This window comes from Streptomyces changanensis, assembly GCF_024600715.1.
GTDB lineage: Bacteria > Actinomycetota > Actinomycetes > Streptomycetales > Streptomycetaceae > Streptomyces > Streptomyces changanensis.
Genome location: NZ_CP102332.1, coordinates 887718 through 899866, shown reverse-complemented (window position 1 = coordinate 899866; position 12149 = coordinate 887718). Strand labels below are relative to the sequence as shown.

Here is a 12149-nt window from a genome sequence, read left to right as displayed (position 1 = left end):
CCAGCAGCACCGAGGAGCACCAGCCGTGAGCGACCACCACGCCGAGCACACCGACGCGTGGAGCGAGTCGGACGCCGGGCAGGCCGCCGTGCCCGCCCCGCCGGCGGCGTCGGGCGGCGTCACGCCGGCCGACGCCGCCGACGCCGCGCGGCTCGTCTCCTTCGGCCTCCAGCCCAGGCTGCTCCCGGCCCGCGACGCCGAGTACGCCGAACTGCTCCGCCGCTACCGCGAGGACCCGCCCTTCGCCCGGCTCGCCGACGCCGTCGCCACCGGCCTCGGCCTCGTCGTCCTGGAGGTCTCCCCACGCGCGGGCATGGCCGTCACCGCCGGTGAGGACTCCGTCTTCGCCGTCCGCATGGGCGACTACGCCCGCCGGGCCTCCGCCGACTCCGCCGACCGCTTCCTGCACGGCCTCGCCCACCTGGCCATCGCCGCCATGGCCTTCCCCCGGCCCGAGGACCTCGCCGACGACGGCTACATCGGCCGCATCACCGTCAACGGCGTCGACGCCTTCGTCCGCCAGGCGTGCCGCCGCCTGGAGGAGCGTGCCGAGCGGGAGGGCGAGAACACCGACCCCGCCTCCGCCGCCCCCGGCCTGGAGGCCGCCTGGCGCACCTACACGCGCCGCAGCGCCACCGGCGCCACCAAGGACGCCCGGCGCCTCGCCGGCTCCACCACCGGCATCATCGGCAAGGCCGTCGCCTTCCTCACCGACTCCGGCTTCCTCCAGCGCACCGGGGACGACGCGGGGGGCGCCTACCGCACGACGGCCCGCTTCCAGCTGCAGGTCCGCGACATGGCCGGCAGCGCCGCCATGGCCGAACTGCTGGACCTGGGCGTCGTCCCCGTCACCGACGGGACCGCCTCCCTCCTGCCCCCGCCCGACGGCGACGACCTGGAACTGGCCGCGGACGCGGGCCTCCCGTTCCACGGCTGACCGCCCCCGACCCGCGCCCCGGCCCCGCCGACGGCGCCCCCGCCACCGGCATTCCGCCATCGGCGTCCCGACGCCCCACCCCTCCGAACCACCGACGAGAGTCCGCCGCCATGTACGAGCTGTCCCGGGTCCGCCTCTACTCCATCGGACCCGCCGGTGCCCGCTACGCCGACACCGTCCTGGACCTGCGCGGAGTGGGCGAGCCCGTGCCCCGGCCCGCCCCCACCCAGGCGGAGTTCTTCGAGGACGAACCGGTCGGGCCGCCCCGCCGGCCCGCCCCCGCCGGCGTGCTCTTCCTGGAAAACGGCGGCGGCAAGTCCGTCCTCCTCAAGCTGATCTTCTCGGTGATGCTCCCCGGCCACCGCAACACCCTCGGCGGCGCCAGCTCCGGCGTCCTGCGCAAGTTCCTCCTCGCCGACGACTGCGGACACGTCGCCCTGGAGTGGCAGCACACCCTCACCGGTGAACTCGTCGTCGTCGGCAAGGTCAGCGAGTGGCGCGGCCGCCAGGTCTCCAACGACCCGCGCAAGTTCGCCGAGGCGTGGTACTCCTTCCGTCCCGGCCCCGGCCTCAGCCTCGACAACCTCCCCGTCGCCGAGTCCACCGCCGTCCGCGCGCACGGCGAGGGCGCCTCCGGCGCGCAGGGCCGCCGCCGCACCATGAAGGGCTTCCGCGACGCCCTCACGGAGGCCGGCAAGGCGTACCCGCACCTGGAGGTGTACTGGGAGGAGATCCACGACCGCTGGAACGAACACCTCGGCGACCTCGGCCTCGACCCGGAACTCTTCCGCTACCAGCGCGAGATGAACGCCGACGAGGGTGAGGCGGCCGGCCTCTTCGCGGTGAAGAAGGACTCCGACTTCACCGACCTCCTGCTGCGCGCCGTCACCGACACCCGCGACACCGACGGCCTCGCCGACCTCGTCAGCGGCTTCGGCGGCAAGCTCGGCCGCCGCGCCGAACTCACCGCGGAACGCGACTTCACCGCCGGCTCCGTCGACCTCCTCGGCCGCATCGTCGACGCCGCCGACACCCGCGCCCGCGCCCGCGACGTCCACGCCGCCGCCGAGCGCCGCACCCGCGCCCTGGCGCGCCGCCTGACCGCCCGCGCCGGCGAGGAACGGGTGCGCACCGCCGAGCTCGCCGAGCAGGTGACCGCCGCCGCGCACACCGTCACCGACGCCGAGCAGGCCCGCGCCCGCAGCTCCCTCGTCGCCGCCGAACTCGCCTACCGCCACGCGTCCCTGGCGCTCGCCGCCGCCGAGAAGGGCGCCGCCGCCCAGCGCCGCGAACTCACCGACGCCCGCACCCTGCACGCCGCCTGGCAGGCCACCGAGGCCGTCCTGCGCCACCGCGCCGCGGCCGACCGCTCCGCGCGCGTGGCGGTCGCCATCCAGGAGGCGGAGCGGGACGCCGCACCGGCCCTCGCCGCCCGCGCCAAGGCCGCCTCCGACCTCGTCCGCGCCCTCCAGGCCGCCGCGACGGAGGGCGAGCGCCACGCCGACGAGCAGGAGGAGCGTTCCGCCGCCCTCCAGGAGGCCGGCGAGACCGCCCACCGCGACGCCACCTCCGCCGCCACCGAGGCGCAGCGCGCCCGCAGCGAGGCCGGCCACCTGCGCCAGCGGCTCGCCGAGGTGGAGCAGGAGACCGCCGAGGCCGTACGGGCGGGCTGGCTCGACGACACGGCCCCCGACGCCGACCCCGCACGCGCCGCCCTCGCCGCCGCCGACGCCGAGAAGACCGCCGTCGCCGCCTGGGACACCGCCCGCGAGGCCGCCCGCCTCGCCGCGGACCGCGCGCGGGAGGCCGCCGCCGACGAGTCCCGCGCCGAGCTGGCCGCCGCCCGCGCCGCCGACGCCGCCCAAGCCGCCGACCACGCCCACGAGGCCGAGCGGCGCGCCGCCGAGTCCATCGCCGCCGAGGAGCGCCTCGCCGAGCTGCTCAGCCTGCCCGCCGCCCGCAGGACCGCCCGCGTACCCCGCCAGAACACCGGCGGCAGCACCGGTGAGCACAACGGCGGGACCGCCGGCGCGGCCACCGGCGGGGACGCCGGCGTCGCCACCGGGCAGCGGCCCGGCGCGAGCGCCGCCGCGCCCCGCGCCGGCCAGGGCCCCCTGACCGCCGAGGAGCTCGACCGGTACGCCGACGAATTGCGCGAGCTCCTCGACCACAACATCGCCTCGGGCGAGCGCAAGCTCTTCGACCTGCGCACCGCCGCGGCCGACGACGCGCGGATCCTCGGAGCCCTCGGCGACGGCGGCCTCCTGCCGCCCGGCCCCGACGTCCTGGCCACCGTCGAGTTCCTCGGCGAGCAGGGCGTCCCCGCCCTCCCCGGCTGGCGCTACCTGGCCCAGTCCGTCGACCCGGCCGACCACGCCGCCGTCCTCGCCGCCCGCCCCGAACTGGTCGACGGCGTCGTCGTCACCGACCCCCAGTCGTACGCCCGCGCCCGCGAGGCCCTCGCCGGCGCCGCCCTCCTGCCCCGCTCCGCCGTCGCCGTCGGCACCGCCGCCGCGCTGCTCGCGCCCGTACCCCGGCAGCCGTCGGACGACGACGGCGAGGTGTTCCTCATCCCGCCGAACCCGGCCATGCACGACGAGCACGCCGCCGACGAGGAGCGCCAGGCCCTGCGCGCCCGTGCCGCCGCCCGCGACGAGGAGATCCGCGGTCTCGCGGCCCGCCTCGCCGGTGACCGCTCGCTCGCCGCCCGCGTCGGCTCGTGGCGCGCCGACTGCCCGCCCGGCATGCTCGCCGAGCTGGCCGGGGCCGCCGAAGCCGCCCGCGAAGCGGCCGAGACCGCGCAGGCGGTCCTCGCCGAGGCCCGTGCCGCCCGCGCGGAGGCCGACGAGACCGCCGCCGAGACCGCCCGCGTCCGCGACGAACGGCAGGACGCCGCCCAGCGTGCCCGCCGCGTCGCCGACGCCCTCGCCGGTCTCGCCTTCCGGCTCCGTGAACGGGCCGGCTGGCAGTCCCGCCTGCGTGAACTCGCCGACGAGGCCGCCGAGGCCGAGGCCAGGGCCCAGACGTGCCTGGAGCGCGCCCGCGCCGCCGACGAGGACCGCCGCGCCGCCCAGCGCGCCGCCGACGACGCCCACCGCACCGCCCGCGCCCTGCGCGCCGAACGCGCCGAGATCGCCGGCGCCCCGGAGAACGTCCCCGAGGAGAAGCCCGACGGCACCGACCTCCTCGACGGCGGCGTGCCGCGCCCCTCCCTGCCGGCGCTCCGCGAGGCGTACCGCGCCGCGTCGCAGCTGTACGAGAAGGTGGGCGTCGGCGCCGACCTGCGCGCCGAGCAGGCCCGCGCGGAGAGCGACGAGAGCGCCGCCCTCGCCGAGCTCGACCGGCTCACCAACAAGGTCCGCACCCGCGCCGCGCAGCTGCTGGACAGCCCGGACGGCGCCGACGGCCCCTCCCGGCAGGCCGCCGCCGCCCGCGCCGAGTCGCTGGTGCAGCTGCTGGAGACCCGCGCCTCCGAGGCCAGCGAGAAGCTGGGCCGGCTGCGCGGCGAGGCCGAACGGCTCGCCCCCACCGACGGCGAAGCGCACACCGAGCTGCCCGACGAGCTGGTCCCCGCCGACGCCGAGCAGGCCCAGACGCTGCTGCGCACGGCCACCGGCGAACTCGCCGCGCGCACCGACGCCCTGGAGGCGGCCCGCGCCACGCACGCCCACCTCCTGCGGGCGCACCGCGCCGCCGAGGACGCCGCGGGCGGCTTCGACGAGCTGGCCGCCCTCCTGCGCGACCAGCTGCGCGAGCACGCGGACGACGACCCGCGGGAGCCCCAGCCCCACGCGGGCTCCCTGGAGGAAGCCCGCCAGGCCGCCGCCGAGGCCCGCCGTTCCCTGCGCGGCTGCGCCGCCGACCTGTCCGCTGCCGACTCAGCCGTGCGCGAGGCCTGTGACGTCCTCGTACGGCACGCCAACTCCACCCGCTACGAGCAGGTGCGCACCCCCGCCCGGCAGCAGATCAGGGAGCTGCCGGCGGCCGCGCTGCCCGAGCACGCCGCCCGCTGGGCCGAGGCGTTCGCGCCGCGCCTGCGCGTCCTCACCGACGAGCTGGCCCAGCTGGAGCGCAACCGCGAGTCGATCGTCGACCGGCTGCGCGGCCTGGTCGAGTCCGCGCTCACCACGCTCCGCTCCGCCCAGCGCCTCTCCCGACTGCCCGAGGGCCTCGGCGAGTGGTCCGGGCAGGAGTTCCTCCGCATCCGCTTCGAGGAGCCCGACCAGGCGACCCTCGTCGAGCGGCTCGGGGAGGTCATCGACGAGGCCACCCGCGCCGCCGTCAAGAAGAACTCCGACCTCCGGCGCGACGGCATGTCGCTGCTCCTGCGCGGCGTCCACGCGGCCCTGCAGCCCCGGGGCGTCGCCGTGGAGATCCTCAAGCCCGACGCGGTGCTCCGCGCCGAGCGCGTCCCGGTCGGTCAGATGGGTGACGTCTTCTCCGGCGGCCAGCTCCTGACCGCCGCCATCGCCCTGTACTGCACGATGGCGGCGCTGCGCAGCAACGACCGGGGCCGGGACAAGCACCGGCACGCCGGCACGCTCTTCCTCGACAACCCCATCGGCCGCGCCAACGCCACCTACCTGCTGGAGCTCCAGCGGGCCGTGTCGGACGCGCTCGGCGTGCAGCTCCTGTACACGACGGGCCTCTTCGACACGACGGCGCTCGCGGAGTTCCCGCTGGTGATCAGGTTGCGCAACGATGCCGACCTGCGGGCGGGGTTGAAGTACATCAGCGTCGAGGAGCACCTGCGGCCGGGGCTGCCGCAACCCGCCCAGGAGGGGGAGCCGGCCGTCCACGGCGAGATCACCGCGACCCGCATGTTCCGCCGGAGCCAGCCGACGGAGCGACCGTCCGCCGAGCGGCCGACGTCCGAGCGGCCGAGGTCCGAGCGGCCCCTGGCGGAGGGGCAGCCCCCGGCGGAGCGTCAGCCGACGGCGGGCTGACGCCCGGCCGTCGGCCCGCCGGCGCACGGACCCGCACCCGCCACCCCGCGCCCCGACACCGCCGGGGCGCACCCGCTCCACCTGGCACCCCCGACACCGCCAGGCCCCCCCGCGGGCTGCCGGCCGAGCCCGCGGGCGGCCCGCCGAGACGCACGCCGGGGGCCGGGGGCACACCCGCGCCCCCGGCCCCCGGCCCCCGGCCGCGCCCCAGCCGCGGCGCGGCGCCGCGTCAGGCCCGGGACAGCTCGCCCGGTGCCGGCTGCGGGGCGTGCCCGCCCGGCGGGGCCTGCGCGCCACGTGCCGCGGTCCGAGCGGGCGCCGTCCGTATGCGCGCGGCCTCCCGCGCGGCCCGCTTCGCCAACCGCCGCTCGCGCCGCAGCTGCCGCGCCGTGCTGCTCGGTTCCGAGACCACCCCGTACCGCTGCTTCCAGACCTGACGCGTCACCCAGACGTCCAGGACCGCCCAGGTCGCCCCCACCGTGCTGCCGATACTGGTCAGCACCAGCGGGAACGCCAGCCAGGATCCCGTGACCGTCAGCAGGTACGCGGCCATCGCCTGGATCAGCGCCACCGACGTGACGATCCCGGCCCGTACCGCCACTATCCGTACCGGATCCGGCAGCCTGCGCCGCCCGACCGGCTCCTCCACCCAAAGCTCATGACGCCCCGTGCTCATCCACCGTCACTCCCCACCACAGATACCCGTACCAGGGTGGCTGCCCCTTGTGGACCGTTCTACGCCGATCGGACCGCCGCCCCCCGTACAGGAAGACGGCCGGTGGCCCGGGAAGATTCCCGGAGGGAGCAATTCCAGCCATCCGGAATCCCGGCCGGAGCGGCTCCGCTCGGACGCCCCACCGGCACGGTACTGACGCCTCGCCAGGTGTCATGCGCCACAGCCGGATTCACCGGTGACCCGAGTGTTCTCCCGGCATGGCGGGGATACCGGGACAAGTCATGATCAACAACGCGTGAGGCGGCCGAAAAACGTCCGGACGCGTCTTCGGGTCCCCTGCGCGGCAGTAGTAGGCTCGCGCCGTTTGCTGCTCCGTTGATGTGTACACCCCGTGCCGCGCCGGGCGGCCGGGCGGGCTGGGGGAGGCCATGGGCTTTCGCGGGAAGTCGATCCGCAGGAAGATCGTGGCGCTGCTGCTCGTCCCCCTCCTGTCCCTCACCGGCCTGTGGGGCTTCGCGACCTTCATCACCGGCCGTGAGGCGGGCCACCTCCTCGACGTCGGCCACATCATGCAGAAGGTGGGCTACCCGCTGGAGGACACCGTCCGCGTGATCCAGCGCGAACGCCGTCAGAGCCTCGTCTACCTCGCCGACCCGCGCGCCGCCGACGCCCTCACCGCCCTGCGCCGCGACCGCGCCGAGACCGACCGCACCGTCGCCGTCATCCGCGCCAACGCCCGCGACCCCCGCGTCACCGGCGCCATGCAGGACGACGCCGCGCAGCGCCTCGACTCGCTCCTCGCCGCCTTCGACAGCCTGGCGACCCTGCGCCGCTCCGTCGACACCCGCGCCGTCGGTCGCCTCCAGGCGCTGGAGTTCTACAACCGCCTCGTCGACCCCTGCTACACCTTCCTCGTCCACCTCAACGCCCTCGACAACGTCGAGATGGAGAAGCAGGGCCGTGCTCTCGTCGGCCTCACCCGCGCCCGCGAGATGCTCGCCCGCGAGGACGCCCTCGTCGTCTCCTCGCTCATCAGCAACCGCCTCACCGCGGAGGAGATCCGCCTGATCTCCGACCTGGTCGCCCGCCGCCGGCAGTTCTACGAGCTCAGCCTCGAAGTCCTGCCGCAGAGCGAGCGCGACGTCTACCGGCACTTCTGGCACGGCCCCCGGAGCCAGCCGCTGCGGGAGGTCGAGGAGTCGGTCGTGTCCGGCGGCCCCACCGACGACCCGCGCGCCACGGACACCGCCCGGTGGACCGAGGCCGCCGGCGCCGTCCTCGACGGCCTGGCGACCGAGAACCGGGAGGCGGGCGACCGCTACCAGGACCGCGTCGGCCCCGCCGCGCAGGGCGTCCTGCTCAAGGCCGGCGGCGCGGGCGTCCTCGGCTTCCTCGCCGTCCTGTGCTCCGTCATCGTCTCCGTACGCGTCGGCCGCGGGCTGGTCCGCGACCTGACCCGGCTGCGCAAGGAGGCCCAGGAGGTCTCCGGCGCCCGCCTGCCCAGCGTGATGCGCCGTCTGGCCGCCGGCGAGCAGGTCGACGTTGAGACGGAGGTTCCCCGGCTCGAGTACGACAAGGACGAGATCGGTCAGGTCGGCAAGGCCCTCAACACCCTTCAGCGCGCCGCCGTCGAAGCCGCCGTCAAGCAGGCCGACATGCGCCGCGGCGTCTCCGAGGTCTTCGTCAACCTCGCCCGCCGCAACCAGGTCCTCCTGCACCGCCAGCTGACCCTCCTCGACACGATGGAGCGGCGCACCGAGGACACCGAGGAGCTCGCCGACCTCTTCCGCCTCGACCACCTCACCACGCGCATGCGCCGCCACGCCGAGGGCCTGGTGATCCTCTCCGGCGCGGCCCCCTCCCGCCAGTGGCGCCGGCCCGTCCAGCTCATGGACGTCGTCCGGGCCGCGGTCGCGGAGGTCGAGGACTACGAGCGGATCGAGGTCCGGCGCCTGCCCCGCATCGGCGTCGGCGGTCCCGCCGTCGCGGACCTCACCCACCTCATCGCCGAACTCCTCGAGAACGCCACCGTCTTCTCCCCGCCCCACACCGCCGTCCAGGTGCTCGGCGAGCGCGTCGCCAACGGCTTCACCCTGGAGATCCACGACCGGGGCCTCGGCATGTCGCCCGAGGACCTCCTCGACGCGAACCTCCGCCTCGCGGAGACCCCCGAGTTCGAGCTCTCCGACACCGACCGACTCGGTCTGTTCGTCGTCAGCCGCCTCGCCCGGCGGCAGAACGTCCGCGTCTCCCTGCAGCACTCCCCGTACGGAGGCACCACCGCCGTCGTCTTCCTTCCGGCCGCGCTCCTCACCGACGCCCCCGAGACGCAGGGCGCCGGCTTCCGGCTGGACCGCAAGACCCCCGACCGCCGCGGTACGGGCGGCACGGCACGGCGCACCGCCCTGCCGCACACGACCTCGGCCCTGGACGGGCCGGTCGAGCTGGAGGGCCCCTTCGACCTCCTCGGGGACCTCTCCGACGAACTGCGGGCCGGCCTGCAGGAAGGTCTCGACCGCCGCCACCGCGACGGCGACCGCGACGGGCGTACGGGCGCCCCGGACGACGCCCTCTTCGCTCCCCGCCCGCCCCTGCGCCCCGCCGGCGCGCCCTCGGGCGAGCAGCACCAGCAGGTGGCCGACGCGTCCGACGACCGCCCCACCGGACCCATCCCGCTGCCCCGCCGCAGGCCGGCCCTGGTGGCCCGGCACGGCCGGCGCGTCGACGACCCGGCCGCCCGCGCCCACCCCGCCCCCGCGGCGGACGAGACGCCCGGCGAAGCCCGCGCCGACCGACACCCGTCGGGCCACGCCCGCGACGCCCATGACGCCCGCGACGGCGCCGGCCGGGACCGCGACGGCACCACCCGGGCCCGCCACGGCGCCGGCACCCCCGACGACAGCCCCGGGGACCGCGACGGCAGCACCCCGTCCGCACCCGCACCCGCACCGCCCGCGCCGGGCGGGGCCGCCCCGACGATCGGCGGCCTGCCCCGCCGGGTCCGCCAGGCGAGCCTCGTCCCGCAGCTGCGGGACCAGGCCGAGCGGTCCGCCGCCCCGGCCGCACCCGCCCCCGCGCCCGGCCTCACCGACCCCGAGGACGCGGAGCGGGAGGCCGAAGACGTACGCCGAAGGATGGCCGCGATGCAGCGAGGCTGGCAGCGCGCCCGCAGTGAGACAGCACCAGGAACGACACCGGAGGGGGACGGTCGATGACCGCACCGAACGCCGCAACACCCAACTCAACCGGCGAGCTGAACTGGCTCCTCGACGAACTGGTCGAGCGGGTCGGCTCCATTCGCAAGGCCCTGGTGCTCTCCAGCGACGGCCTGCCGACGGGCGGCTCGCGGGACCTCAGCCGCGAGGACAGCGAGCACCTGGCCGCCGTCGCCTCCGGCTTCCACAGCCTCGCCAAGGGAGTCGGCCGTCACTTCGAGGCCGGCAAGGTCCGTCAGACCGTCGTCGAACTGGAGGACGCGTTCCTCTTCGTCACCGCCGCCGGTGACGGCAGCTGCCTCGCCGTCCTCGCGGACGCCGACTCCGACGTGGGCCTCGTCGCGTACGAGATGACGCTCATGGTCAAGCGCGTGGGCGCCCACCTCGCCACCGCCCCCCGGTCCGGCCTGCCCACCGGAGGGTGAGGCGGGATGCGATGAGCGACGCAGCGGCGCGACAGGCGCGGCGCCACCGCAACGGCGGCGACGCCCACCACTGGTTCGACGACGACGCCGGTCCGGTGGTGCGCCCGTACGCGATGACCCGCGGCCGGACCGCGACCGCCGGCCGCCACCGGCTCGACCTGATCGCGGTCGTCGTCCCGGAGCCCGCGGCCGACGACCCCGGCCGCGACCAGACGCTCTCCCCGGAACACGTGGAGATCGTCGAACGCTGCAGCGAGTTCCCGCAGTCGATCGCCGAACTCGCCGCCGGGATGGACCTGCCCGTCGGGGTGGTCCGGGTCCTGGTCGGCGACCTCGTCGAGGACGAGCTGGTCCACGTAACCCGTCCCGTTCCGCCGGCCGAGCTGCCGGACGTGAGCATTCTGCGTGAGGTGATCAATGGCCTTCGGGCGCTCTAGCCGCAAGGGTCCGCCGCCGGTCGAACCGGTGACGTTGAAGATCCTGGTCGCCGGCGGGTTCGGCGTCGGCAAGACCACGCTGGTCGGGGCGGTGAGCGAGATCCGGCCCCTGCGCACCGAGGAGGAGCTCACCGAGGCGAGCCGGCCGGTCGACGACCTGGACGGGGTCGAGTCCAAGTCGACGACCACGGTCGCGATGGACTTCGGGCGGATCACCCTGCGCGAGGACCTGGTGCTGTACCTGTTCGGTACGCCCGGCCAGGACCGGTTCTGGTTCCTCTGGGACGAGCTCGCGCAGGGCGCGCTCGGCGCGGTGGTCCTGGTCGACACCCGCCGCCTGGAGGACTCCTTCGCGGCCATCGACTACTTCGAGCGGCGGCGCATCCCCTTCGCCATCGCCGTCAACTGCTTCGAGGGCGCGGACCTCCATCCGGTCGAGGCGGTACGCGCGGCGCTGGACCTGGACCCGGCCGTACCGCTGCTGATGTGCGACGCCCGGCGGCGCGAGTCTGTCAAGGAGGTCCTCGTCGCGGTGGTCAGGCACGCGATGACCTTCACCGAGCCGACCCCGGAACCGGTCGCCACCTGACCCGGCCGTCCGCGTCCCCTCGGGGCGCGGACGGCCCACCCGGGCGGCCGGTCAGCGAGCGCCACGCCACGGGGAAGTCGAAGTACGTGTCGGGGAAGTCCTCCGGCCGGTACGTGAAGTGCCACCACTCCTGCGGCAGGTTCACGAACCCCTCCGCCGCGAGCGCCTCGCGCAGCGCGTCCCGGTTGCGCCGCGGCGCCCCCTGGACCCGCGGGTCGTCGGTGTGCGACAGCGTGTCGAAGCAGTCGTACCCCGTCCCCATGTCGACCGAGGCGTCCGGGAACCGCTCCGCGCGCGGCGCCGCGCAGTCCACGAGCGTCTCGCCCGGCACGTACGGGCGGGTCGGCGCCGCCGGCAGCCGCACCAGCGTCACGTCGACGGTCGACCCCCGGCTGTGCCCCGATCGCTCCGCCACGTACCCGTCCGCGAAGAGCCGCGACTTGTCCACGCGCGGGTGGAACTCCGCCCGCATCCGCTCGTCGTCCGGGTCCCGCGCCCACCGCGCGAAGTGGTCGACGGCCCGCTGCGGGCGGTAGCAGTCGTACACCTTCAGCGAGTACCCCCGCCGCAGCAGCCGGGTCTGCGCCCGGTGCAGGGCCCGCGCCGCCGACCGGGTCAGCAGGCACAGCGGCTGGCGGTACCCGTCCACCGGCTCGCCGACGAAGTTGTGCGCGGTCGTGTAGCGCAGGTCGTGCAGGACGGTCGGATCGACCGCCGCCAGCGCCACGAACCCCCGTGGCGCGACGGGTTCCGCCCCGGATCCCGCCCGTGCCGACGCCGACGCCGGACCCGTCACCGGCCCCGCCTCCGCCCGCGCCGGGGGCGGGGCGGCGGGAGCGGCGGCCAGGGCGAGCGCCCCGGCGACGGCGGCGGCCACGGACCGTACGGGAACACCACGTCCTGTCATGAACACCGTCTACCACC

Annotated in this window: 8 protein-coding genes; 6 read left to right on the top strand and 2 right to left on the bottom strand. The window is 76.2% G+C overall.

Features of this window, described 5'->3' with window-relative positions:
- Positions 1-25: 25 nt before the first annotated feature.
- Both NRO40_RS03855 and NRO40_RS03850 read left to right on the top strand, forming a co-directional pair.
- The gene (locus NRO40_RS03855; protein WP_058941027.1) at positions 26-937 is read left to right on the top strand and encodes a hypothetical protein; all 912 of its coding nucleotides are present in this window, start codon (positions 26-28) and stop codon (positions 935-937) included.
- A gap of 110 nt (positions 938-1047) precedes the next feature.
- Positions 1048-5883, top strand: coding sequence for a hypothetical protein (locus tag NRO40_RS03850; RefSeq protein ID WP_257375327.1), 4836 nt, complete (start codon positions 1048-1050; stop codon positions 5881-5883).
- 229 nt (positions 5884-6112) lie between these two features.
- Here NRO40_RS03850 and NRO40_RS03845 read toward each other — a convergent pair whose 3' ends face one another.
- The gene (locus tag NRO40_RS03845) at positions 6113-6559 is read right to left on the bottom strand and encodes a hypothetical protein (protein ID WP_058944975.1); all 447 of its coding nucleotides are present in this window, start codon (positions 6557-6559) and stop codon (positions 6113-6115) included.
- A 428-nt stretch (positions 6560-6987) separates the two neighbouring features.
- Between NRO40_RS03845 and NRO40_RS03840 the strand changes: the two genes are divergently transcribed.
- The 4 genes from NRO40_RS03840 to NRO40_RS03825 are packed head-to-tail and all read left to right on the top strand — an operon-like array spanning position 6988 to position 11225.
- Positions 6988-9774: a sensor histidine kinase gene (locus NRO40_RS03840; RefSeq protein WP_058944974.1), complete on the top strand. Its 2787-nt coding sequence runs from the start codon at positions 6988-6990 to the stop codon at positions 9772-9774.
- Entirely contained in the window at positions 9771-10199 is a 429-nt protein-coding gene (locus tag NRO40_RS03835; protein ID WP_058944973.1) for a roadblock/LC7 domain-containing protein, read from the top strand. The genes NRO40_RS03840 and NRO40_RS03835 overlap by 4 nt, the downstream gene beginning before the upstream one ends.
- An 11-nt stretch (positions 10200-10210) precedes the next feature.
- A complete protein-coding gene (locus NRO40_RS03830) occupies positions 10211-10636 on the top strand; it encodes a DUF742 domain-containing protein (protein ID WP_058944972.1) in 426 nt (141 codons plus the stop codon).
- Complete coding sequence (locus NRO40_RS03825; protein WP_058944971.1) at positions 10617-11225, top strand: GTP-binding protein; 609 nt, start codon at positions 10617-10619, stop codon at positions 11223-11225. The genes NRO40_RS03830 and NRO40_RS03825 overlap by 20 nt, the downstream gene beginning before the upstream one ends.
- On the opposite strand, the gene NRO40_RS03820 is transcribed toward NRO40_RS03825, so the two are convergent.
- Positions 11191-12132, bottom strand: coding sequence for a M15 family metallopeptidase (locus tag NRO40_RS03820; RefSeq protein ID WP_079047486.1), 942 nt, complete (start codon positions 12130-12132; stop codon positions 11191-11193). The genes NRO40_RS03825 and NRO40_RS03820 overlap by 35 nt on opposite strands.
- Positions 12133-12149: the final 17 nt, after the last annotated feature.